Genomic DNA, 23,467 nt, shown 5'->3' with positions numbered 1-23,467 from the left:
TTGCTCCCGCTGGAGTGCGCAGCGCTCCCAGTTTTTTGGGGCAGCTTCGCAGCCCAGCGGGAGCAAGCTCCCTCGCCACAGGGGCACGCTTGGAGTTTCATCAATGAATCACAAAGTGGCCTTCAGCTTTGCCGATGGCAAGACCCTGTTCTTCCCGGTGGGCGCCCATGAAATCCTGTTGGATGCGGCCCTGCGCAACGGCATCAAGATCCCGCTCGATTGCCGCGAAGGCGTGTGCGGAACCTGCCAGGGGCGTTGCGAATCCGGTGAGTACACCCAGGACTACGTCGACGAGGAAGCGCTCTCCAGCCTCGACCTGCAACAGCGCAAGATGCTCAGTTGCCAGACCCGGGTGAAGTCCGACGCCACCTTCTATTTCGACTTCGATTCGAGCCTGTGCAACGCCCCCGGGCCCGTGCAGGTACGCGGCACGGTGAGCGCGGTGCAGCAGGTCTCGACCAGCACCGCCATCTTGCAGGTGCAACTGGACCAGCCACTGGATTTTTTGCCGGGCCAATATGCGCGTCTGTCGGTGCCCGGCACCGATAGCTGGCGCTCCTACTCCTTCGCCAACCGGCCGGGTAATCAGTTGCAGTTCCTGGTACGCCTGCTGCCCGATGGAGTCATGAGCAACTACCTGCGTGAACGCTGCCAAGTAGGTGATGAAATGTTGATGGAGGCGCCCTTGGGTGCGTTTTATCTGCGGCATGTCACCCAACCGTTGGTACTGGTGGCGGGCGGCACCGGGTTGTCGGCGTTGTTGGGCATGCTCGATGAGCTGGCCGTCAACGGCTGCACGCAACCTGTGCACCTGTACTACGGCGTGCGCGGCGCCGAAGATTTATGTGAAGCGGCGCGTATCCACGCCTACGCGGCAAAAATCCCGAACTTTCGCTACACCGAAGCGCTGAGCGACGCCTCAGCCGAGTGGACGGGCAAACGCGGCTACCTCACCGAGCATTTCGACCTGGCCGAACTGCGGGACAGATCGGCGGATATGTACGTGTGCGGCCCCCCTCCGATGGTCGAATCCATCCAGCAATGGCTGGCGGATCAGGCACTTGATGGCGTTCAGCTGTATTACGAAAAGTTTACGCAGAGTAATATCTGACCCTCAGCAGTTCTGAGGGGCCGATGCGGCGTGCAATCACCCTTGAGAAAAACAAGTAGAAGGGAATGTTAATGGCGGATGACATGGTTAACCCGGTGGGCCTCAAGCGTGGCCTGAAAAACCGGCACATTCAGCTGATCGCCTTGGGAGGTGCGATTGGTACAGGCTTGTTCCTCGGCTCGGCCGGGGTACTCAAGTCGGCGGGGCCGTCGATGATCCTGGGCTATGCGGTGGCCGGGTTTATCGCGTTCCTGATCATGCGCCAGCTAGGCGAGATGATCGTCGAAGAGCCGGTGGCCGGTTCCTTCAGCCACTTCGCACATAAATACTGGGGCGGTTACGCGGGCTTCCTGGCGGGCTGGAACTACTGGGTGCTCTACGTGCTGGTGGGCATGGCCGAGTTGACGGCGGTGGGCAAGTACATCCAGTTCTGGTGGCCAGAGATCCCGACCTGGGTCAGCGCGCTGGTGTTCTTTGTCGCGGTGAACCTGATCAACACCCTGAACGTGAAGTTCTTCGGTGAAGCCGAATTCTGGTTTGCGATCATCAAGGTGGTGGCGATTGTCGGCATGATCGTGCTCGGCTGCTACCTGCTGTTCAGCGGTACCGGCGGCCCCCAGGCCTCGGTCAGCAACCTGTGGAGCCACGGTGGTTTCTTCCCCAATGGCGGCATGGGGCTGTTGATGTCGATGGCCTTCATCATGTTCTCGTTCGGCGGCCTGGAACTGGTCGGCATCACCGCCGCCGAAGCCAGCGAACCACGCAAGGTCATTCCCAAAGCGATCAACCAGGTGGTGTACCGCATTCTGATTTTCTACGTCGGTGCGCTGACCGTGCTGTTGTCGCTGTACCCGTGGGATCAACTGCTGCAAACCCTCGGCGCGTCAGGCGATGCCTACAGCGGTAGCCCGTTTGTGCAGATCTTCTCGCTGATCGGCAACGACACCGCCGCCCACATCCTCAACTTCGTGGTGCTGACCGCGGCGTTGTCGGTGTACAACAGCGGCGTGTACTGCAACAGCCGCATGCTGTTCGGCCTGGCCGAGCAAGGTGACGCGCCCAAGGCGCTGATGAAGCTCAACAAGCAAGGCGTGCCGCTACGGGCGTTGGCGATTTCGGCGTTGGTGACGATGCTGTGCGTGGTGGTCAACTACGTCGCGCCGCACAGTGCGCTGGAGTTGCTGTTTGCCTTGGTGGTTGCTTCGCTGATGATCAACTGGGCGCTGATCAGCCTGACCCACATCAAGTTCCGCAAGGCCATGGGCGAGCAAGGCGTGACGCCGTCGTTCAAGACCTTCTGGTTCCCGTTCAGCAACTACCTGTGTCTGGCCTTCATGGTGATGATCATCGGGGTGATGCTGGCGATTCCGGGAATTCGTGAGTCGGTGTACGCGATGCCGGTGTGGGTGGGGATTATCTACGTTGCCTATCGGTTTCGGATCAGAAACGGGAAAGTAGCTGTGGCGCAGTAACACCTGTGGGAGCCGGGCTTGCCCGCGATGGCGGCGTGTCAGCCAACGGGTGGGCCGGCTGATACACCGCCATCGCTGGCAAGCCAGCTCCCACAGTTGACTGTATTTCACATAAAAAAAGCCCCGGTAATCCGGGGCTTTTTTGTTTAGAGCGTGGAACGTACTCGCCAGAGTTCAGGGAACAGTACCGTGTCGAGCATCTTGCGCAGGTACCCCACGCCTTCAGTACCGCCAGTACCCGGCTGGAAGCCGATGATGCGCTCCACCGTGGTGACATGCCGGAAGCGCCACTGGCGGAACGAGTCCTCCAGGTCGATAAATTTCTCGGCCAACTGATACAAATCCCAGTAACGGCTCGGGTCGCGATACACCTCGCGCCAGGCAGCTTCCACCGAGTCATCGTGCACCGTGGCGGCGGTCGGGTCGCGCTCGGCGCGTTTGGGGTCAATCGCCAACCCCGCCTTGACCATCAGGTTTACGGCCTCGTCATACAGCGACGGCGTGGCAATCGCCACCTGCAATTGCTGCAGCAACTCCGGGCGATGAGCATGGGGCCGCAGCAGCGCCGGGCTTTTGTTGCCGAGGATGAATTCGATCTCGCGGTACTGGAACGACTGGAACCCCGACGACTGCCCCAGGAACGGGCGAATCGCCTTGTACTCTGATGGCGTCATGGTCGCCAGCACCGCCCAGGCGTGCACCAGTTGATCGAAGATCCGCGACACCCGCGCCAGCATCTTGAACGCCGGCGGCAGCTCACCCAGGCGCACATGTTCGCGGGCGGCCTTGAGTTCGTGAAGCATCAGTTTCATCCACAGCTCAGAGGTCTGGTGCTGGATGATGAAGAGCATTTCGTTGTGGTCTGGCGACAGGGGGTGCTGGGCGCTGAGGACTTTGCCCAGGTCCAGGTAGTCGCCATAGCTCATGGACTCGGAGAAATTCAATTCGGCGTTATGCCATTCTTCCGGCGGTTGGTAATCAGCTGAAAAAGGACATTGGCTCATCGCGTGGGCTCCTTGAGCGGGCGGAGAATGGCGCGCACGGGGCTCGCGTCCAGGTTGGCGAAGCGCAGCGGCAGCGCGATCAGTTCATAGTCGCCCTCCGGTACGTCATCGAGCACGATGCCTTCGAGGATCGCCATGCCATGGCGCGCCACGACGTTGTGCGAATCCATGGTCTTGGATTGTTGCGGGTCCAGGGACGGCGTATCGATACCGATCAGACGCACACCCAGGCCGGCGAGCAGCTCAATGGTTCGCGGGGCGATGGCAGTGAAATTCGAATCCCATTCAGTCAGTGGCGCTTGTGGATAAGTACGCAGCAGCACGCGCTCGGGCAGGTTATCCAAACGCCCTTGCAACTGATGGGGCTCAACCAACGCGCCGCTGCCCAGGCAATGCAATACCCGGCAAGGGCCCATGTACACATCCAGCGATACCTCGCCAATCGGCGCGCCATCAGCGCTGTAATGCAGCGGCGCATCCACATGGGCACCGGTGTGCGGCGACAGGGTGACGCGCCCCACATTTACCGGACACTCGGGGCCGAACTGCCACACGCGCTCCTCCTGGAACGGCGTATCACCCGGCCAGGTCGGGGTGGCCGTGCTCAAGGGCGGGCTGATATCCCACCACGTTTTTATTGGGTTCATTGCAAGGCTCTCACTCGTTACTGAGGTGAATGATACGAGGGAGGGATGTGAATTTTCTTGCGAATTCTGGCGCGACACGGGAAATCTTTCGCAGTTACTGCGAGGAAACATCGGTTTGATGCACAGATCTGTCGCTCAGATACGCCACGACCTCTCGTGGGAGCCTGGCTTGCCAACGATAGCGGAGTGTCAGGCAATCGAGATGCTCGCTGTGCCACCGCCATCGCGGGCAAGCCCGGCTCCAACAGGGGACCGCGGTGTTCAGGTGACTGCGCTTCTGGGCATCCCAATGTCGAGTTCAGACCACTGGCGCAACGCCCGAGGCCTTAGGGTTGAGCTTTCCCTTCCCTGCCTCGGAGTCATCATGTCCAAGCCCATCACCGTACTGCGCGACACCCACCCACTGCCGGTCCTGGATGCCTGCAAATGGGAAAAGCTCGAAGGTGACCCGCACACTGTCAACCTCAACGCCTACACCAGCGAAGACGGCAGCAAGATCATGGGCACCTGGATCTGCACACCGGGCAAGTGGTACGTGGAATACGTGAAGTGGGAATACTGCCATTTCCAGGAAGGCTACTGCGTGATCACGCCTGAAGGCATGGAGCCGATCCATCTGCGCGCTGGGGATATCTTCGTGGTGGAGCCAGGGATGAAGGGGACGTGGGAAGTGGTCGAGACTGTGCGTAAGTATTTTGTGTTTGCCTGACCCATCCCCGTCCCTGTAGGAGCGAGCTCGCGAAGATCGTCAACGAAAACGCGCTCATCCAGGATGAACGCGTTGCTCTCACATTTTTCGCGAGCAAGCTCGCTCCTACAGCTTGCGATAGCTGTTGATGATCGCCGAGAAGTCCTTGCCCCCTTCCCCACGCTGGCTCATGGATTGATACAACTGCTGGGCCACTGCGCCGAGAATCACCGGCTGATGCGCCTGGCGCGCAGCCTCAGTCGCAAGGCCCAGATCCTTGAGCATCAGGTCGGCACCAAAACCACCGGTATAGCCACGCGATGATGGCGCGGTCTCGATCACGCCTGGCCAAGGATTGTAGGTATCGGAACTCCAGCAGCGCCCCGTGGAGCTGTTGATGATGCCGGCCAGCACTTGTGTATCAATACCAAGTGCATCGCCCAGGGCCATGGCCTCACTGACGCCGACCATGCTGATACCCAGCAGCAGGTTGTTGCAGATCTTGGCGATTTGCCCGGTGCCGACATCACCACAGTGCACGATGTTGCGGCCCATCTGCGCCAGCACCGGTTGCAGGGTGGCGAACAATTCCGGGTTGGCGCCGACCATGAAGGTCAGCGTCCCGGCCTGGGCACCGCCGGTGCCACCGGAGACCGGCGCATCGGCCACTGCCACACCTTGTTTGGCTGCCGCAGCCGCTACTTCACGGATGGTTTGCGGGTCAATGGTGCTGCAATCCAAGGCGGGGATGCCTTCGCCGATGCCGGCGAGTACACCGTCTTCATTCAGCCACACGCTGCGCACATGGGCGGCTGCCGGCAGCATGGTAATCACCAGTTCGGCACCTTGGGCCGCATCACGCGGTGAGTGGCTGATGGTGCCGCCCAGTTCGGCGAGTTCCTTGAGTACCGCCTGGTTCAGGTCGAACAGGTTAAGCGCGTGCCCAGCCTTGATCAGGTTGCGGGCCATGGGCGCACCCATGTTGCCCAGGCCGATGAATGCAATTTTCATGGTCGTCTCCCGAGTTCAGCGCAGGTTGATGGTGGTGTTGACGCCATCGTTGACCGTGTCGTCATCAAACCAGCGGCTGGTGACGGTTTTGGTCTGAGTGTAGAACTGCACCACTTGCTTGCCGTAAGGGCCCAGGTCGCCGAGCTTGGAACCGCGGGAGCCGGTGAAGCTGAAGAACGGCACTGGCACCGGGATGGGGATGTTGATGCCGACCTGGCCCACATCGATTTCGCTCTGGAATTTACGCGCCGCCGCGCCGCTCTGGGTGAACAGGCCTGTACCGTTGCCAAACGGATTGGCGTTGACCAGGGCGATGGCTTGATCGAGTGTCTCGACTTCCAGTACCACCAGCACCGGGCCGAAGATTTCCTCGGTGTAGATGCGCATGTCGGTGGTCACGCCTGAGAACAGGGTGGGGCCGACAAAGTTGCCTTGCTCAAAGCCCGGCACTTTGATGTCGCGGCCGTCCAGCTCCAGCTTGGCGCCTTGTTTCACGCCGCTTTCGATCAGCTCCAGGATACGTGCCTTGGCGCGCTTGGAGATCACCGGGCCGACATCCGTGCCCGCTTCGCTGCCGGCGTTGACCTTGAGCTTTTGTGCCAGGGCCTTGAGGTCTGGCAGCCACTGCTTGGCCGCGCCCACCAGCACCACCACCGAGGTGGCCATGCAACGCTGGCCAGCCGCGCCGAAACCGGCACCGACCAGGGCGTTGAGGGTGTGTTCTCGGTTAGCATCCGGCAGCACCACCGCGTGGTTCTTGGCGCCCATCATCGACTGCACACGCTTGCCGTGTTTGCCGGCCAGGTCGTAGACATGCGTGCCCACAGCCGTCGAACCGACGAAGGACACCGCCTTGATGTCTTTGTGAGTGCACAGCGCATCCACCACGTCCTTGCCACCATGCACCACGTTGAGCACGCCGGCTGGCACACCGGCTTCCAGCGCCAGCTCCACCAGCAGCATGGTCGACAACGGGTCTTGCTCGGAAGGCTTGAGTACAAAGGTGTTACCGCAGGCAATCGCCATCGGGAACATCCACAGCGGAATCATCGCCGGGAAGTTGAACGGGGTGATGCCGGCGCACACGCCGATAGGCTGGCGCAGGGTGTAGGTGTCCACGCCGCCGGCCACGTTCTCGGCGAACTCACCCATTTGCAGGGTGCCAATGGAACAAGCGTGCTCCACCACTTCCAGGCCACGGAAAATATCGCCCTCGGCATCGGCAATGGTCTTGCCCTGCTCGGCGCTGAGGACTACAGCAATGCGCTTGGAATGTTCGCGGATCAAGGCTTGCAGCTTAAGCATGATGCGCATGCGCGCGCCGATCGGCGTGAGTTTCCAGGTCTGGAACGCTTGATGGGCAGCATCGATGGCCGCGTTGACTTCATCGGCCGTGGCGAACGGCACTTTGGCCAGCACTTGCTGGGTGGCCGGGTTGACGATGTCTTGCCACTCGGTGGTCTTGGATTCGACCCACTCGCCGTTGATCAGCAACTTGACCTGTTGCACGGAAATATCGGCAGATGCGTTCATGTGGTCTCCAGAATCTTGTAGTTATGCAGAGAACCAAGGCGTTGAATCGCCTTGAAGAATGAGGCGTTCGGACTGTTTTTGGAGTATAGATGTGCAAATCTCTAATAAGAACGCACATAAAAGCCGGTCCAATATGCAAAAAAACATCACCTCCCTGGGCGCCCTGAACTGGGATGACCTGAAGTTTTTCCTCGAAGTAGCCCGCACCCGCAAGGCCAGCGTGGCCGCCAAGCGCTTGGCGGTGGACTACACCACCGTGTCGCGGCGCATCAGCTCTCTGGAAGTGTCCCTCGGCACGCTGCTGTTCGAAAAATCCCGGACCAACGGCTTCGTGCTCACCAGCGAAGGCCAGCGGTTGCTGGGTTATGCCGAATCCATCGAAAGCACGCTGCACATGGCCTGCGAACAGGTGTCCGGCTCCGGCGTGGCGCTGTCCGGCCATGTGCGCATGGGCTGCACCGAAGGCTTCGGCAGCTTCTTCGTCACCCCGCAACTGAGCCACTTCGTCGACACTTATCCTGCGATCTCGGTGGATATCCTGCCCCTGCCCCACTTCATCAGCCTGTCCAAGCGCGAAGCCGACATCGTCATCGCCCTGGAACGCCCTGAACACGGGCCGTATGTGTGCTGCAAACTGTGCGACTACAAATTGCAGTTGTACGCCACCCAGGACTACCTCGACCAACACCCGCCGATCCGCAAACCTGCGGATCTGGCCGAGCATCCGTTTATCAGCTATGTGGATGATTTGGCCTTCAGCTCGGAGTTGCTGTACCTGGCCAATGTGGTGCCCGGCGCCAGCGCCAGCCTGCGCAGTACCAGCGTGATCGCGCAATACGTGGCGGCCCAGCAAGGCCGGTCGATGGCGATATTGCCGTGCTTTCTGGCCGCGCAGGACCCGCGCTTGCTGCCGGTGCTGGGAGAGCAGATTGCGATTACGCGGCAGTTCTGGATGTATTGCCGAGAGGATTTGAGGAAGTTGAAGCGGATTACGTTGTTGTGGGATTACATTCGGGAAGTGACGGAGCAGAATCAGGGGTTGTTAATGGGGCAGACGCGGGAGATCAGGTTTGCGAAGTGAGGTGCTAAAAGGAGCAACGGAGGCTTCCTACATTTAGACCGCTCCTGCTGCAGCAATTTGCGGATGCCGAAGCCGAACTTCGCGCAGAAACTCACCCGCGCTGTTCTTGAGCCATTCAATCAGCCGAGCAATCTCCGGCTCCGACTGACGCCCGTTTCGACAAATGATGTAGTAGGCCGCAGGGGACATCATCACAGGGCTATTCAACGCAACTAACGCACCGTCTTCCAGTTGGTCATACACCAACGCAGTCCTGCCCAGCGCAATCCCTCCGCCCTTCACCGCCAAGCTGATCGCCAGGCTCGAATCCGGAAATCTCGGCCCGTGGTGATAAGGCGGCGGCGCCAGCCCCTGAAACGCAAACCAGCTTTCCCACCCCGGACATACCTGATCGTCCACCCGATGAATCAGCGGATAGCGGGCGACATCCTCCAGAACAATGCCGCCCTTCAACCGCAGAAAATCGGGCGAACACACGGGGAATACGGCGTCGCGCATCAACAGTTCGACATAATGATCCGGATAGTCACCGTACCCCATCACCACGGCGACATCGTATTGATGGGCCTCCAGGCTGGTGCTGCTCATGTCGGCGCTGGTCAACACCAGATCCAGGTTGAATGAAGCCTGCGTGTGAGAGCCGTGCATCCTGGGGATTAGCCACGTCGAACAGAGGGAAGACGTGCATGATAGGTATAACGGTTGGGACTTACCGGGATTGAGTGAATGCAATACCCCATCCAGCGCCTTGAAAAACTCATCGGTAACTGGCAACAGAGCCTGCCCTGCTGCAGTCAGCTTGACGCCGCGTGAGTGCCGCTCAAACAACGACACGCCCCACCATTCCTCCAAGCCCGCGATTTGATGGCTAATGGCACTGGCGGTGAGGTTAAGCTCAGACGCTGCACGGGCGAAACTACCGGTTTGCGCTGCGCTGACGAACGCCTGAAGCATAGGTGTGGGGGGCGGACGCTGGGTCATCAGGTGCTCACTTTGATCAAAATGATCCCGCAAACAATGACGAACGCCGAAAGCATCCGTCGCCAACCGAACCGTTCGTGAAAGAACAGCGCAGCAATAATGGCGCCGATAATAACACTGGTTTCCCGCAGAGCTGAGACCTTGGCCACCGCGTCCAGCGACAAGGCAAACAACACCAATCCGTAAGACGCCAGGTAAAAAACACCGCCTAATAGCCCAACTCGCCAGTGCCCACGTATCGCACGAGCCAAGGTTGAACGTTCTTTGGAAAACGCCAGCATCGGGATCGGGATACTTTGGAATACTGTCAGGTAAATAATGTACTGCAGCACCGTCTCACTGGCTCTTACACCTTTAGCATCCACCACCGTGTAAGACGCAATAAACGCACCGGCGCACACCGCCATCAGGATCGGCTTGAACATCTGCGCCGTCATCCTGCGCACAAAGGTCAAGCTGATAATCCCCACACAAATCAGCAACACTCCCGTCAACGCCTGGGAGGACAACTGTTCATGCAGCAGAAAGTAAGAAAACAGCACGACCAATACGGGCGGCACCCCACGCATCACCGGGTAAACCTGACCGAAGTCACCCGTTTCGTACGCTTTAATCAAAAATAGCCGGTAGACCGTATTGAGCACCACAGAGACGAGTATATAGCCCCATACCTCCAGGCTAGGCACACTTACAAACGGCAACGCCAGCAGGCATATCACTAGCGCGGTGCCGTCGACCATGGCCAAGGTCATGAAGCGACTGCTACCGGCGCGAACTACGGCATTCCAAGTGGCGTGCATAAAGGCAGAAATCAAGACCAACGTGATCGCGATATCGGAGTTGTCCATGGGGCTCGGCTTATGGCGGATATGGGAGGACTTACGTTATGAATACCGATGCATCATCGCTTGCGTAACCACAGCCGTAGCATATAACGATTAAGATCACTCAAAGGCTCAGCATCATTGATCTCGGAACGTGGAGCGTTCATATCAATGAAGTGCGTGCGCGTATGCAGAAACTTGTTATCGGCTGAAATAAGCACTTGCCCTGGCTCCAGCAGTACTCGATGCTGAACCGATGACTGATCGAGAACGGTATCCAGAAAGTCCAGTGCCTGGGTTTGAGCTGCTGTTAAAGGCACTCCTGCCTTAAGGTGAGCTGACTCAATGTAGACTCGAAAGTATCTGATCAGTGGAATACCTTCACTGGAAAAGCTGAGGATGGGGGCTTTAAACAGTTTTTCATCCTCTGACATGCCGCGATTCTCAAAAAAGAAGTCGCATTTGAGCGCTTCCAATACTTCTGGGAACGCCATCAGCTCGGCGTATACCGCGCTTGCATCGATGAGAATGCTCTCACCTCCTAAAAGTGCTTTCTGTCCACAGGCCAGGATCAAGTAATCGATAGGCAACGGGTCGCTCACACCATCGTTATGTACATAGGCGCCTTGACGGGTCTGATGGTATCTCGCACCTTCCTCAATGCTTTTGCCACCTCGGTCATAAACCTCAATCACTTTATGACCAAGATGATTCTGTACCATTGGGACACCGAGTAAGGAACCGAATGTCCACACCAGAGATTTGAACGTTGAAAGTTTATCCACCTTAAAGCCATCGAGAATCAAGACATGACTTTCATGATCGATCATATTTCGTATTCTATTCAGCTCCTCTCTCAGCACGTTTGACTGTAAAGGATTAATGTAAGCGACCTTGGTATCGAATCTAACACCTTGACTTACCGTCTCGAACAACTCTCTTATCGTCAATAGCTCAGCAAATGCATCTTTTGAAAGCCTGACTTTAGATACTTCCTGGCGAAAATGACTGACATTTATAGTCATCGCAATCCTTTACGGTAGTTACTTATAGCGTCCATTTAACTAAGCCCACCATTTGCGAAAAAGCGAAACTTCATCAGCCCAGCCATTAAAATTCGTCATGACAGGTCTTTCCTACAGAGAAAACTCCTAATGGTCGTTGGTAGGTTTTCGCGGCGACCAATACGCATGGGCCGCGCATTATATGTATGAGAGGGGCAAGGCCGTGGTGGATGACTTGACGCAGGCGATGACACCGAGCCGTTGAGCGAACATTCTTGCTAGCACATCGCAGAACAACTGTGAGAGGGGCTTGCCCCCTCCCACATTGGATTGCATTTCAGCTTGGGAAAGGTGAACCCGCTTAGTCTGCGATCACTACGATCGACACCCGGCGATTCTCGGTGCGGCCTGCTGTGGTCGTATTCGGCGCTACCGGCTCGCTGCTGCCCAGGCCGCGCAGTTGGATGTTTTCTTCTTTCATGCCCACGCGGGTCAGCACCTTGCCCACGCTTTTGGCGCGGCGCAGGGACAGGGCAACATTGTAGGGCTCTTTGCCCGAGGCGTCGGTGTGGCCGTCGACACGCACACGCTCGATACCCGCGCCTACCAGGGCCTGGCCGATGCGTTCGACGATGTCGGTGCTGGGTTTGTTGAGGGTTTCGACGTCGCTGCCAAACAGCACTTTGCCGGACAGGCCGAAGGCCCAGCCTTCATCGGTCAGCTCGAAGCCTTGCTGCTTGAGCACGGCGACTTGCGCCGGGGTCAGGCCTTTGGGTGGCGTCTGGCAGCCGCTGAGGGCCAGGAAGGCCACGAGCAAAGAAATAAATAAAACGCGTGTGTTAGCGAACAAGGGAATCAACTCCTGTGTTGAACGTTGGCGACGGGGTGCTCCGACTCCGCCGTTTGCTGGCCGCCCGAAGACAATCGTTTGGCCTGGTACATCGCCGCGTCGGCAGCGTTGAGCAAGGTCCCTGGCGTGGCACCATGCTCGGGATAAATCGCAATGCCGATACTGAGGGAGGTCAACACCTGGGTGTCTCCAGGCAGTGGAATCGGCATGTCCATGCTGGCAATGATTTTGTCGGCGATGCGCTGGGCGTCTTCGGCCTTGTGCAGGGGCGCCAGCAATACCGCGAATTCATCACCGCCCAGGCGCGCCACCAGGTCGTCCTCGCGCAGTTGCGCCCGCACGCGGTCGGCAACGGCCACCAGCACGGCATCGCCAGCGGCGTGACCGAAGCTGTCGTTGATGTCTTTGAAACGATCGCTGTCGAGGAACAGCACTGCCACCCGCTCGTTGACCTTGGCCGCGCTGCGCAGGGCACGGATCAGCCGGCCTTCGAAGAACGCGCGGTTGGGCAGGCCGGTGAGGCTGTCGTGGCTGGCCTGGTGGGCCAGGGTTTCGTTTTCGCTTTGCAGGTGGCTTTGCCAGGCCTCCATCTCACCGAGCAGGGCGTTGAAGTCGCTGCCCAGGCTGTCGAGTTCGGCGATCTGCGCCGAGGGTACGCGGCGGTCGAAGTCTCGCTCGCTGCGGGCGGCGTGGGCGACGGCAGCCAGGCGTTGCAATGGCACGGTGATACCATTTAACAGACGCCGTGACAGATGCAACGCCACCCAGGCGCTGAGGGCGGTGCAGATCAGAATCCCGATCAAGCCACTGAGCAAGAAGCGCAACAGGCTGCCACCGTGGCCGACCAGATGGATGCTGCCGACGGTTTGCCCCTGGCGCAGGATCGGCTGGCTGATGGGCTGTTCGAGCAGGGCGTGCGCTATTTGCAGCTCGACCCGTGACAACATGCCGGTTTCCGGGCGAACCCAGCGCGCCAGCAGCTTGCCGTTGATATCGAATACTTCTGCCTGGGCCACTTCTTCGGTAGAGGCAATCAGGCTCAGGGCTTCGGTGGCCGCCGCACTGTCGTTGAACACCACGGCTGCTTCCACGGTGTAGTTGATCGAGCGGGCGATCAGGTGCAGGTTGTGCTCGGCGTAAACCCGCAGGGCAAGTACGCCCAGCAGGGTCAGGGACACACTGGCCAGGGTCACGGCTACCAGCGCCAGGATCATATGCCCGCGGGCAATTACCGAGCGCAGGGTCGGCCGCACTTTATCGCGACTCATGAGCCAGGCGCTCGACGACGGGACAACTGCAACACACTGGGATGGATGCGCACGCCGCTACGGGCGACGGAATCCAGGTTGACCTCGAACGACACCTGCTCATCGCTGACGCGCAGGCAGAACAGGCTGCCCACCGTGCATTGGTCGCCCCCTTCGCTGATGCTGAGTACGGGATGGCCGATCAATGAGGTAAACAGGCGGTTGCGTTCGTCGGGGGTGATTTTGCCGATGTAGACGGCATCACAGGCATTGACGATATCCGGATGATCGACCAGCAGGCGCCGCACCAGCACCGGACGACCGGTGGCCTGGGTGGTGCCTTTGACCAGGTCATCGGTGTACTGAGTCGGCCCGACAATGCACAGCCGCAATTGCGCAGGCTCAACCGGCCAACGGGCGTAGCTGAGGATACCGAGCACCACTTGGGTGACCGCCTGCGCACGGTGCTCGGCCAGGCTGGGCGTCTGCGCAAATAGGCGCGGCGCAAGCAGGCACAGCACCGTCACCAGTAACAGGCGTCTCCAACTCAAACTGCGCGCTTTGGGCGAGACAGCCACGTTCATGCAGCGATACTCTCAAGTGTTTTCCAGGATGATGCCGCAACGATAGCACAGCGGCGGACATCCCCACGAAGCACAGCATTCGAGGGGTTCGCTATTTTTTCAGAAAAATCAGACATCTGAATAAGAAATATCGCCTGACCTACCAGTCATTTTTTTCAGACGGAAGGTCCAACTCCAACATCAATCCGCTCAGACGCTTGACCTTGCGCCGCACCGCTTCCTCAAACACGCCGCCGCGCGGCTCAACCAGGCTGAACCAACGTTTGGCACGGGTGATACCGGTATAGATCAGCTCTTTGGTCAGCACCGGGTTGAGGGCATCCGGCAGGATCAGCGCGGTGTGAGTGAACTCCGAGCCCTGGGATTTGTGCACGGTCATGGCGTACACGGTTTCCACATCATTCAAGCGGCTGGGCAATACAAAGCGCACGCCGCCCTGGCCATCGTTACGTGGAAAGGCCACCCGCAGGACGTGGGGGCCACCGTCGCTTTCGGGCAATTTCAGGGCGATGCCGATGTCGCCGTTCATCAGGCCGAGCCCGTAATCGTTGCGGGTCATCAGCACCGGTCGGCCTTCGTACCACTGCTCGTCACCTTCGATCAGGCGTACCTTGCGCAACGCCGCGGTGATGCGCAGGTTGAGCCCTTCGACGCCCCACGGGCCCTTCCGCACGGCGCAAAGCAGTTGAAACGCGTCGAAGGCGTGCAGCAGTTGTTGCGCCCAAGCAGTCCAGGCTGGACCGTCACGCGGTGTGTCCGCAGAGGGGCGCGCCGATTGCAGCAGGTTCAGGTAGTAGCGATAACCTTGGGCGCCATCGCCCTGCCCGTCCAGTACCAGGCGCTCAAGGGCGTGGTCATGCTCACCCTTGAGGCTGACGCAGAACAGGTCGTCGTGACGGCCTGCAGCTAACAGCTGGCGGGCCTCTTCGGCGTTTTGCTGGTTGACCCAACGCGCCAGTTGACCAATACCGCTGCCCTCGCCGAAGCGGCGCGAATAGCGCAGCATCACCACTTGCTGGGCCAGGGGATGGCTGCCATCGAGGTCTTCTTGCAAGCCGCTGCTGCTGAGGTCTTCACCGCTGACGGCTTGCAGCCAGTGGCGAGTCTGCGGGCTGTACCAGCCGGCTTCGGCATCGCGGCATAAGTCGCCGAGTACGGCCCCCGCTTCTACCGAGGCCAGTTGGTCTTTGTCGCCCAGCAATACCAGGCGTGCATGGGGCGGCAGGGCGTCGAGCAGGTTGGCCATCATTTCCAGGTCGATCATCGAGGCTTCGTCCACCACCAGCACATCCAAAGGCAGCGGGTTGCCCAGGTGGTGACGGAAGTGACGGGTGCCCGGACGGCTGCCCAACAAGCGGTGGACCGTGGTGACCTGGGTGGGGATTTTTTCCCGCACGTTGTCGGGCACTGTCAGTGACAGCACTTGCTGGCTGATGGATTCGGTCAGGCGCGCAGCGGCTTTACCGGTGGGCGCAGCCAGGCGAATACGCAACGGGCTGCCGGACTCCACGGCGGGCGCCTGCAACAGCGCGAGCAGGCGCACCACGGTGGTGGTCTTGCCCGTACCGGGGCCGCCGGTGACGATGCTGAAGGCGCCGCGGGTCGCCAGGGCGCAGGCGAGCTTTTGCCAGTCAATCACTCCATCGGGCGCCGGTTGGTCGAACAGGCGATTGAGCCGTTGCGGCAAATCGGCGGCGGCGTCTTCCACGCTGGCAAGGCGCAGGCGCAGGGCGCGGTCGATACGCCGCTCGTAGGCCCAGTAGCGGCGCAGGTACAGGCGCTTGCCGGACAACACCAACGGGCGGCTACGAGCCTCCTCGCTGCCATCGACGGCCAGCGCAACCAACGGGCTTGAAGCCAGGGCATGGCACCAATGCGCGCCATCCAGGCCGTGCAGCAACTGTGAGGGTAGCAGCATGGCGCCGGTGTGCAGGTCGCCTTCGGGCGGCAATGACAGGGCGAAATCCGGCGCCTTGAGGGTTTCGAACACATCCAGGCAGACGTGGCCATGGCCCAGTTGATGGCTGGTCAAGGCCGCCGCCAGCAGCACCAGGGGATCGGCCTTTGGGTCCAGCTCGTACAGGAAACCGACAAAGGCTTTGTCCAAGGCGCGCAGCCAACCCCGCTCGACCCAACGTGCAAGCAACTGCAGCAGGTCGGCGGCACGATCGAGGGGCAAAAGCGCCTCCAGCGGTAACGGCGACAGGCTCATAAGAGCACTCCTTGTTCCCAGGCGGGCTCAACCTTGGGTGGGATGGGCTTGCCCTGGAACAACAGGTCCAGGCTCTCGATCAACTCACGAGGCGGTCGGGTAAAATACGCGCCCTGGCTCACCGACTGGCTACCGCGCAGGAACAGGTACAGGGCACCGCCGACGTGCTGGTCATAATCGTAATGCGGCAGGCGCGCCTTGAGTTGGCGGTGCAGGGCCAGCAGGTAAAGTACGTATTGCAGGTCGTACCGATGCTCGAGGATCGAGTGTTCCATGGCGTCATGGGTGTAGGCAGAGTCGTCAGGGCCGAGCCAATTGGATTTGTAGTCGGCCACGTAGTAACGGCCATCGTGCTCAAACGTCAGATCGATAAAGCCTTTGAACATGCCGTTGAGCAGCACCGGTTCGGCGGCCACACGGGACACGCCGCCATGGGTGTGCTGGCACACCAGTTTGTCGAGGGCGAGTACGTCGACGGTGTGACTGGCAAACCAGAATTCCATCTCGATCTGGTACTGCTGCAGGCCACTGAGGGTGAAGCGCTCGTTGTACAGGGGCAGTGGCGTGTGCAGCAGGTGCTCCAGCCAGCCGCTGAGGGTGACGATCCAGCCTTCCCAGTTGCGGCGGTTACAGCGCGCGCCCACGGCTTTTTCGATCGCCTCCGGGGTCACGTTGAAACCTTCTTCACCGGCCCATTCCAACAAGCCGTGAAGGAAGGTGCCTGGGTTGGGACCGCGTGGGAAACGGTGAATATCCCCGCCGGCCGCGACCGTTTCCCGAGGGGCATCGGGGTCGAGGCGTTCGTCATCGAACAGCTTCTGGGCCTGTGGGCTTTCGGGGGCTTCGAGGTTGGCGGCGCTCATGCTGTCGCCAATGCGCAAGGCGCTGTAGGAGGCAATCCACCAGTTTTCTGCGGCCTTGCGTGCTGGCAGCAACGGCGCGAGCAGGGTCGCTTGGTTGCGCGGCGGGTGGAACAAGATGTCTTGGGCGTCCGGCACAAGGTCATAACCGATGGCCGCGCAGCCTTGCTGCAAGTCCAACAACCAGCGCGCCAGCCCCGCTGACTCGCCCAACGACGCGCCGGCACCGAGCAAATAGCCCAATGCCGACAGGTGCAAGACCGAGCTGCTGTTACTACCGCGCTTGAGGTCGGCGATGCCCAGCCAGCAGGCGTGTTTGGCGCGGGTCAAGGCCACGTACAACAAACGCAGGTCTTCGGCCAGGCGCTCATCGTCGGCTTGGGCGATCAACTCGGCCGTGGGTCGCAGGCTGACGTGGGACTTGCCGTGTTCATCGTGGTAATGCAACGGCAAGCGACTGCCATCCACGGGCTTGGCCGAACAGATGAACGGCAGGAACACCAAGTCGTATTCCAGGCCCTTGGATTTGTGGATGGTCACCACTTTGACCAGTTGCTCGTCACTTTCCAGGCGCAGGATCTGTTCTTCACCGGCCTGCCCCGACAGCGCCAGATGCTCGGCCAAATGACGGATCAACGCCTGCTCGCCATCCAGTTCCGAGGCGGCCTGTTGCAACAATTCACTGAGGTGCAACAGGTTGGTCAGCACCCGCTCGCCATCACTGCGGGCGATGAGGGTTTGCGGCAGCTTGAAGTCGTGGAGCAGGCGACGCAGCATTGGCAACACGCCTTGGGTACGCCAGATGGCACGGTAGCCACGGAACTGCATCACCCGCGATTCCCACGCCAGTTCGTCCTGATTCAGACGCTCCAGCTCCGACAGGGACAGGTTCAGGGTGACGCAGGCCAGGGCTGCACGCAGCGGGCGTTCGACATCCGGTTCCGCGCAAGCCTTCAACCAGGCCAACAGGTCATGGGCTTCCTGGGCGGCAAACACCGAGTCTTTATCCGACAGGTACACACTGCGCACGCCGCGGCGGGCCAGTTCGGCACGTACGGCTTGGGCTTCCTTGCCATCGCGCACGAGGATGGCGATGTCTGACGGCAACACGCCCTTGAGGGTGCCCTCTTTTACAAAGCCCGCGGTGCCTTGCTGCCCACCATTGAGCAGCGCAACGATTTGCGTGGCGCAGGCGGCGGCCAGGTGTTGACGATAAACCGCGTTGGAAATCGGCTGGTCGGTGGGCAGGTGCCAAAGGTTCATGGCCGGTAGCGTGTGACCGTCGACCTGCAACTGCTCGCTGCGGCCTTGGGACAGTACCGAATGGAACGGCACCGGGTTATCGCCATCAGGCTGGCGAAACAGGAACGCACCACGGCCGGTTTCCGCACGCTGGAACACATGGTTCACCGCCTCGACCATCGCATGGCTGGAGCGGAAGTTGGTGCCTAGGGTGTGATGGCGGCCGGTGGTGGCCTGCCGGGCGCGCAGGTAGGTGTAGATGTCGGCGCCGCGAAAGGCGTAGATCGCCTGCTTGGGGTCGCCGATCAGGAACAGGCCGCTGTCGAGGTGGTTTTCTTCGATGCGGTAGATGCTGTCGAAGATGCTGTATTGCACCGGGTCGGTGTCCTGGAATTCATCGATCAGGGCCACCGGGAATTGCTCGCGGATCACACTGGCCAGGCGCTCGCCACCGTCTGCCTGGAGGGCGGCGTTGAGGCGGATCAGCATGTCGTCAAACCCCATCTCGGCGCGGCGACGTTTCTCTTCCTCGAAACGTTTGCCGACCCAGCCGGCAGCGTGTTGCAGCACCGCCGCGTCGGGCGTTGGCAAGGCGTCGAGGCTGGCTTTGAGGCTGGCCATGGCCTCGATGCCAGGGTGCTGCGGCGGCTCGCCTTTCCACGCTTCGGCCATTCCGTCGGGCGTCAGGCGGGTGAAGCCGGTGCCGATGTCCAGTTGTTCCAGGGTTTCGTCAGCGGCCCAGGCGCTGATCTTTTCGAACCAGGGCTCGAAGTAACGTGCTTGCATCTTGCGCCCATCGACCGCTTTGGCGGCGACGGCTTGCAGGCAGATATCCCGCAGCTCGGCAGCCCATTGTTGCCAGGGTGCCTTGAGGGCAACCAGCGCGGCGCGGCGTTCTTGCAGGCAGGCGCTGATCAGTTCGGCTGGCTCGCGGGTTTCGTCGGTGGGCCGCTCGCTGCCGAACAACGCACGCACCCGTGGCATCAGCGCCGCGGGGCCACCCCAATTATTGCGCACCCAGTTGAGCGCATCGTCGTGCATTGGGTAGCAGAACAATCGCCAGTAGTCGCGCAGCACTTCGCCCAGCAGGTCGCTATGGTCGGTTTCCAGGTTTTGTGTGAACAGGCTGCCGCTGTCGAACGCATGTTCGCGCAGCATGCGCTGGCACCAACTGTGGATCGTGGAGACTGCGGCTTCATCCATCCATTGCGCGGCGATGTCCAGGCGATTGGCACAGGCGGGCCATTGCTGCGGATCATATTGCTCGCGCAGGTCGGCAATCAGCGCATCAGGCTGTTCGATTTCGTCACGGAAGAAGCGCGCGGCTTCGGCCAGGCGGATGCGGATACGTTCACGCAGTTCCTTGGTGGCGGCGTCGGTGAACGTCACCACGAGGATTTGCGGTGGCAGCAGTTCGCGGCCGAAACCGGATTCATCACCGCCGTGGCCGAGCACCAGACGCAGGTACAGGGCGGAGATGGTGAAGGTCTTGCCGGTGCCAGCACTGGCTTCAATCAACTGGCTGCCTTTGAGCGGGAACGCCAGGGCCAAGGGTTTGCCGATCATGCGTCAGCCTCCGTGCTGGAAAGCGATCGCCAGGGGGCGTTGATCAGCGGGCGATACAGGGTTTCGCACCAGCCTTCGAATTCTTCACTGGCGACCAGGGCCGCGTAGTCGGGAAATTGCCGCGTAAGGGCAGGCGTTTCGCGGCGTTCGCCGTCAGTGGTGATGCCATCGCCTTCATAGGTTTTGCTCGCAGCCGCTTGGGCCTTGGCGGGGTCAGTCTGGCCGAGCCAGGCGAACGCGGTTTTCACTGCGACCGGAAGCGGCGCGCTCATTCCCGTGTGCCAGGCCAACAGCAGGTTACCGAGAATGTCCTCGGCGCCGGCCTTGTCCAGTGGGGCCAACAACAAGGTGTCGTCACTGGCTACCAGGCCGGTGCTCAAGGGCAGGCCAAAGGCGCAGGCCACCACGTGATTGACCCAGGGGCGGATGAGGCGGTGCCACTTACGTGTCTTGATCGAACCAATACTGTTGGGGATGGTGGTGACGCTTAAAAGTTCGCCATCACTGCGTCGGTGCAGACCGCTGATCCAACCTTCCAGCTGGATGCCTTGGTACGCAAAGCTGACCGGTTCAGCGCCAGTATGCGGGGTGGGCCACAACGCCAGAAGCTGTTGATAGCGTTGCACCAGGTCCGGCAGCGGCTCGATCAGTTCGTTACGCAGGCATTCACCGAAACCCACCATCGGCAGCAGGCCGCTGCCTTGCAGCCGCAGGGCCTGGGCGGTGAGAGCCTGATCGAGTTGGTCGGGTTGGGTGAGTGCCGCGTTCAGCAGGCTGTCGCTCAAGCTGTAGCGTTGCAATGCGTCCAGCACGAAGGGTTCTTCATCAGCCAGGGGCACTTCAGCGGCTTCGAAGAATACTTTCAGGCGCTGGCTGAAGAAGTGTTTGACCGGATTGCGCAGGAAGTCCTGTAACTGGCCAAGGCTCAGGGGTTCTTCCTGTTGGTGAGGCGTCAAGCCTTGCTCTTGGGTGATGACCGCCGGTGCCTGATGCAGCAATTGCCATTCGCGCGCATAGCTGAACAACGAATCGCCCTCGTGGAAATAGCGAGCGCTGAAGGGTTGCAGCGGGTGCTCCTGGGTCATTGCGTCGATCAGCGGCAGATCGTTGCTGGCGTGCTGCCAGCCGCTGGCGAGGTGGTCGCTTAGTTGGCCGATCAGCACCGAGGCCGGGCGATCGCTGTTGTCACGGATGCTGCGGCCTACCCAGCTGATGTACAGCTGGTCACGGGCTGACAGCAGCGCTTCGAGCAGTAAGTAGCGGTCGTCTTCGCGGCGAGAACGGTCGCCGGGGCGGTAATCGCTGCCCATCAGGTCAAAATCCAGGGGTGGCTGGGCCCGCGGGTAATCGCCGTCGTTCATGCCCAGCAGGCAAACCAACTTGAACGGGATCGCACGCATGGGCATGAGCGTACAGAAATTGACCGCCCCCGCCAGGAAGCGCTGGGACAGGCGCCCCTGATCCAATCCGGCCAACCATGCCTCACGCACAACCGTAAGGGGTAACTCGTCTTGCAGACCAACGGACTCGCAGGTTTCCAGCCAGGTTTCTCTTAATTGTTCGAGCTGGCCCAGCAGGTAGTCATCGTGCTCGCTGCTGGGCAGGAAAAACAGCTGCATCAACCGTTGTAGACGCTCGCCCCAGGTTTGTGGCGACGCGGGTTCCGATAACGCTTGATGGGCATCGTTCAAGGCGTCAAGCAAGGCGACCAGTGGGCCGATCAAGGCCGCATCGAGGCCACCGATTTCGTCATAAGGTTCAATACCGTCGCAGGCCGTGCCGGTACCGACGGCATAGCCCAGCAGCATACGGCGCAGGCCGAATCGCCAACTGTTTTGCTCCAGTTCCGCGGGCAGGCCCAAACCGGCGCGTTGCTCGGCATTCAAGCCCCAGCGGATGCCGGCGCCTTCGATCCAACGATGCAAGGTGGGCAGATCACGCTCTTTGATGGCGAAGCGTTCGCGCAGGGCCGGGACGTCGAGCAGGTCGAGGATTTCGCTGACAGGGAAGCGGCTGTCGGGAAGTTTGAGCAAGTGCTCGACGGCGATCAACAGCGGGTCGCGACCACGTTGGCCTTGGTCTGTAAGGGTGAAGGGGATGAAGCGTGGGTCATGCCGTTCGAGCTGGCCGAAGACCGCGCGAATATGCGGTGCATAGCTGTCGACGTCGGGGACCATGACGATGATGTCCCGAGGGCGCAGGGAGGGGTCAGCGCTGAAGCGATGAAGTAATTGGTCGTGGAGGATTTCCACTTCGCGTTGGGCGCTGTGGGCGATATGGAAACGGATCGACGTATCGCGTTGCAAGTCGACAGCGGGCCAGAGCTCACGGGTTTCATTCAACGGGCGCAGTTCGAGGATATCGTCCTGGAGTTGGTTGAGGAGCGTGGTGGGTTCGCTGTCGCTGAACAGGTCAATACGGCCGTCGCGAAATGCGGCGCGGTAGCTGTTGGGGTCATCGTAGCTGTCCAGCAGACTGATGTAATCACGGCCCTGCTTGCCCCAGGCAGCGAGCAGCGGATGGGCGTGCTGGTGCAAAGTTTGAGGGTCGATAGTGACGGGCATGCCCGTTTTGCGCGCCTGGCGTTTGTATTCGTTACGCAGCAAGTCCTTGTCGGCGACGATGTCCGACCAATGATGGCGGCAGGGGTTATGCACGCAGAGCAGGACCTGGCTGAAACGGGCCAGACCCGCCAAGGCTTCCAGCGCCTGGGCCGGCAGCGATGAGATGCCGAAGACGATCACCCGGGGAGGCAAGCCGGGCGGTGCTTGTTCAAGGCTGTTGATGCGCTCGATGAAGCGCTGATGTACGCCGGCCCGGCTTTCGGCCATGCCTGCTTCACCTACATCCAGCAGGAGCGCGCGCCACAGCTCGGCTTGCCAGCAGTTGGCTGGGTTGAGCGGTTTGGACTCGCCTCGACCATTGCGCAGTTGGTGCCGGCCTGCGGCCCAATCTTCCAGCCAGTCGGCACGGTAGACCTGGTATTGGTCGAAGAGGTCAGCCAGGCGCTCGGCGAGTTGGTAGCGTTTGCGCAGGTCGGTGTCTTGCGTCAGGAAGCGTTGCAGAGGCTCGAAGTGCGGTTGGTCGATCAGCTCGGGTAACAGCCGCATGAGGCGCCAGGTCAGCGGGGCTTTATCAAGCAGGGACTTGGGCGGGATTTCGTCACGGCCCAAAACCATACGATAAAGCTGCCACATAAAGCTGCCAGGCAGTTGCACGTCGATGGCTGCGGCAATGCCACAGCCGCCCATATCATCGGCTTGCGGGTCTTCGGCCAAGGCCAGCTTGAGCCATTGGGCGATGCCGTTGCTTTGTACCAGGGCGATTTCGTTTTCCAAAGGCGCCAGTGGGTAACGGCGCATCCAACTGACCACCAGGCTTCGCAGCTCGTCCAGGCGGTTGCCATGAACCACCATGAATCCAGGACTGAGGGACGTCGCGTCCGGCATAACGGCTTCCTTGGGAAAAGCAAAATCGAGGGATGGACTTTAGCACTGTGGTGCACGGGGCGAACACAAGGCGAACAAGTGTACGGCGACAAGGCGGACAC

General features: G+C 60.4%; 17 protein-coding genes and 1 pseudogene. 5 read left to right on the top strand and 13 right to left on the bottom strand.

The features are described 5' to 3' along the window. Nucleotides 1–103 precede the first annotated feature (103 nt). Both antC and APH41_RS22040 read left to right on the top strand, forming a co-directional pair. Nucleotides 104–1,111, top strand: a complete 1,008-nt coding sequence (gene antC, locus APH41_RS22045) for an anthranilate 1,2-dioxygenase electron transfer component AntC (protein WP_054921510.1) — start codon at nt 104–106, stop codon at nt 1,109–1,111. A gap of 71 nt (nt 1,112–1,182) precedes the next feature. Further along, a complete protein-coding gene (locus APH41_RS22040; protein WP_034128783.1) occupies nt 1,183–2,583 on the top strand; it encodes an amino acid permease in 1,401 nt (466 codons plus the stop codon). A 146-nt stretch (nt 2,584–2,729) separates the two neighbouring features. Here APH41_RS22040 and kynA read toward each other — a convergent pair whose 3' ends face one another. Both kynA and kynB read right to left on the bottom strand, forming a co-directional pair. Next, complete coding sequence (gene kynA / locus APH41_RS22035) at nt 2,730–3,587, bottom strand: tryptophan 2,3-dioxygenase (protein ID WP_014719914.1); 858 nt, start codon at nt 3,585–3,587, stop codon at nt 2,730–2,732. Continuing rightward, nucleotides 3,584–4,234 carry an arylformamidase gene (gene kynB, locus APH41_RS22030; protein ID WP_054921507.1) on the bottom strand — a complete coding sequence of 217 codons (651 nt, stop codon included), beginning with the start codon at nt 4,232–4,234 and terminating at the stop codon, nt 3,584–3,586. Before kynB ends, kynA begins: the two co-directional genes overlap by 4 nt. Nucleotides 4,235–4,598: 364 nt before the next feature. On the opposite strand from kynB, the gene APH41_RS22025 reads away from it, so the two are divergent. Next, on the top strand, nt 4,599–4,943 hold the full coding sequence (locus tag APH41_RS22025) for a cupin domain-containing protein (RefSeq protein WP_003230905.1): 345 nt from the start codon (nt 4,599–4,601) through the stop codon (nt 4,941–4,943). A 105-nt stretch (nt 4,944–5,048) separates the two neighbouring features. On the opposite strand, the gene mmsB is transcribed toward APH41_RS22025, so the two are convergent. Both mmsB and APH41_RS22015 read right to left on the bottom strand, forming a co-directional pair. Next, entirely contained in the window at nt 5,049–5,933 is an 885-nt protein-coding gene (mmsB, locus tag APH41_RS22020) for a 3-hydroxyisobutyrate dehydrogenase (protein ID WP_054921504.1), read from the bottom strand. 15 nt (nt 5,934–5,948) lie between these two features. Continuing rightward, entirely contained in the window at nt 5,949–7,466 is a 1,518-nt protein-coding gene (locus APH41_RS22015) for a CoA-acylating methylmalonate-semialdehyde dehydrogenase (RefSeq protein ID WP_054921501.1), read from the bottom strand. A gap of 133 nt (nt 7,467–7,599) precedes the next feature. On the opposite strand from APH41_RS22015, the gene APH41_RS22010 reads away from it, so the two are divergent. After that, nucleotides 7,600–8,547, top strand: coding sequence for a LysR family transcriptional regulator (locus tag APH41_RS22010; RefSeq protein WP_034128788.1), 948 nt, complete (start codon nt 7,600–7,602; stop codon nt 8,545–8,547). Between the two features lie 33 nt (nt 8,548–8,580). Here the strand turns inward: APH41_RS22010 and APH41_RS22005 are convergent, their stop codons facing one another. Genes APH41_RS22005 through APH41_RS21995 form a run of 3 tightly spaced genes read right to left on the bottom strand, consistent with a single transcriptional unit; the run spans nt 8,581 to nt 11,377 of the window. After that, on the bottom strand, nt 8,581–9,528 hold the full coding sequence (locus APH41_RS22005; RefSeq protein ID WP_054921499.1) for a LysR substrate-binding domain-containing protein: 948 nt from the start codon (nt 9,526–9,528) through the stop codon (nt 8,581–8,583). Beyond that, a complete protein-coding gene (locus tag APH41_RS22000; protein WP_054897000.1) occupies nt 9,528–10,376 on the bottom strand; it encodes an EamA family transporter in 849 nt (282 codons plus the stop codon). Before APH41_RS22000 ends, APH41_RS22005 begins: the two co-directional genes overlap by 1 nt. 53 nt (nt 10,377–10,429) lie before the next feature. Then, the gene (locus APH41_RS21995; RefSeq protein ID WP_054921496.1) at nt 10,430–11,377 is read right to left on the bottom strand and encodes a TauD/TfdA family dioxygenase; all 948 of its coding nucleotides are present in this window, start codon (nt 11,375–11,377) and stop codon (nt 10,430–10,432) included. A gap of 148 nt (nt 11,378–11,525) precedes the next feature. Between APH41_RS21995 and APH41_RS28890 the strand changes: the two are divergent. After that, a pseudogene (locus tag APH41_RS28890) lies at nt 11,526–11,621 on the top strand (DUF3077 domain-containing protein); the annotation flags it as partial. A gap of 96 nt (nt 11,622–11,717) precedes the next feature. On the opposite strand, the gene APH41_RS21990 reads toward APH41_RS28890, so the two are convergent. The 6 genes from APH41_RS21990 to recC all read right to left on the bottom strand — a co-directional run bounded on the left by APH41_RS21990 (nt 11,718) and on the right by recC (nt 23,366). Then, nucleotides 11,718–12,206: an OmpA family protein gene (locus APH41_RS21990; protein WP_034128792.1), complete on the bottom strand. Its 489-nt coding sequence runs from the start codon at nt 12,204–12,206 to the stop codon at nt 11,718–11,720. A 5-nt stretch (nt 12,207–12,211) separates the two neighbouring features. Further along, nucleotides 12,212–13,474 carry a diguanylate cyclase domain-containing protein gene (locus tag APH41_RS21985; RefSeq protein ID WP_034128793.1) on the bottom strand — a complete coding sequence of 421 codons (1,263 nt, stop codon included), beginning with the start codon at nt 13,472–13,474 and terminating at the stop codon, nt 12,212–12,214. Then, nucleotides 13,471–14,037 (bottom strand): YfiR family protein, encoded by a 567-nt coding sequence (locus APH41_RS21980; RefSeq protein WP_034128794.1) that lies wholly within the window; start codon nt 14,035–14,037, stop codon nt 13,471–13,473. The genes APH41_RS21985 and APH41_RS21980 overlap by 4 nt, the downstream gene beginning before the upstream one ends. Nucleotides 14,038–14,176: 139 nt before the next feature. Next, entirely contained in the window at nt 14,177–16,249 is a 2,073-nt protein-coding gene (recD, locus tag APH41_RS21975; RefSeq protein WP_034128795.1) for an exodeoxyribonuclease V subunit alpha, read from the bottom strand. Continuing rightward, nucleotides 16,246–19,917 (bottom strand): exodeoxyribonuclease V subunit beta, encoded by a 3,672-nt coding sequence (gene recB / locus APH41_RS21970; RefSeq protein ID WP_054921494.1) that lies wholly within the window; start codon nt 19,915–19,917, stop codon nt 16,246–16,248. The genes recD and recB overlap by 4 nt, the downstream gene beginning before the upstream one ends. Beyond that, nucleotides 19,914–23,366: an exodeoxyribonuclease V subunit gamma gene (gene recC, locus APH41_RS21965; RefSeq protein ID WP_054921492.1), complete on the bottom strand. Its 3,453-nt coding sequence runs from the start codon at nt 23,364–23,366 to the stop codon at nt 19,914–19,916. The genes recB and recC overlap by 4 nt, the downstream gene beginning before the upstream one ends. Nucleotides 23,367–23,467 lie beyond the last annotated feature (101 nt).

This window comes from Pseudomonas sp. NBRC 111138 (genome assembly GCF_001320835.1).
GTDB classification, from domain to species: domain Bacteria; phylum Pseudomonadota; class Gammaproteobacteria; order Pseudomonadales; family Pseudomonadaceae; genus Aquipseudomonas; species Aquipseudomonas paracarnis.
This window is presented reverse-complemented; position numbering and strand designations above follow the sequence as displayed.

Coding starts and splice junctions, on each gene's coding strand:
- mmsB (WP_054921504.1), bottom strand. CDS start 5,933: ATGAAAATTGCATTCATCGGCCTGGGCAACATGGGTGCGCCCATGGCC.
- antC (WP_054921510.1), top strand. CDS start 104: ATGAATCACAAAGTGGCCTTCAGCTTTGCCGATGGCAAGACCCTGTTC.
- APH41_RS22010 (WP_034128788.1), top strand. CDS start 7,600: ATGCAAAAAAACATCACCTCCCTGGGCGCCCTGAACTGGGATGACCTG.
- kynB (WP_054921507.1), bottom strand. CDS start 4,234: ATGAACCCAATAAAAACGTGGTGGGATATCAGCCCGCCCTTGAGCACG.
- APH41_RS21995 (WP_054921496.1), bottom strand. CDS start 11,377: ATGACTATAAATGTCAGTCATTTTCGCCAGGAAGTATCTAAAGTCAGG.
- APH41_RS22005 (WP_054921499.1), bottom strand. CDS start 9,528: ATGACCCAGCGTCCGCCCCCCACACCTATGCTTCAGGCGTTCGTCAGC.
- APH41_RS21985 (WP_034128793.1), bottom strand. CDS start 13,474: ATGAGTCGCGATAAAGTGCGGCCGACCCTGCGCTCGGTAATTGCCCGC.
- APH41_RS22015 (WP_054921501.1), bottom strand. CDS start 7,466: ATGAACGCATCTGCCGATATTTCCGTGCAACAGGTCAAGTTGCTGATC.
- recB (WP_054921494.1), bottom strand. CDS start 19,917: ATGATCGGCAAACCCTTGGCCCTGGCGTTCCCGCTCAAAGGCAGCCAG.
- kynA (WP_014719914.1), bottom strand. CDS start 3,587: ATGAGCCAATGTCCTTTTTCAGCTGATTACCAACCGCCGGAAGAATGG.
- APH41_RS21980 (WP_034128794.1), bottom strand. CDS start 14,037: ATGAACGTGGCTGTCTCGCCCAAAGCGCGCAGTTTGAGTTGGAGACGC.
- APH41_RS22025 (WP_003230905.1), top strand. CDS start 4,599: ATGTCCAAGCCCATCACCGTACTGCGCGACACCCACCCACTGCCGGTC.
- recD (WP_034128795.1), bottom strand. CDS start 16,249: ATGAGCCTGTCGCCGTTACCGCTGGAGGCGCTTTTGCCCCTCGATCGT.
- APH41_RS22000 (WP_054897000.1), bottom strand. CDS start 10,376: ATGGACAACTCCGATATCGCGATCACGTTGGTCTTGATTTCTGCCTTT.
- APH41_RS22040 (WP_034128783.1), top strand. CDS start 1,183: ATGGCGGATGACATGGTTAACCCGGTGGGCCTCAAGCGTGGCCTGAAA.
- recC (WP_054921492.1), bottom strand. CDS start 23,366: ATGCCGGACGCGACGTCCCTCAGTCCTGGATTCATGGTGGTTCATGGC.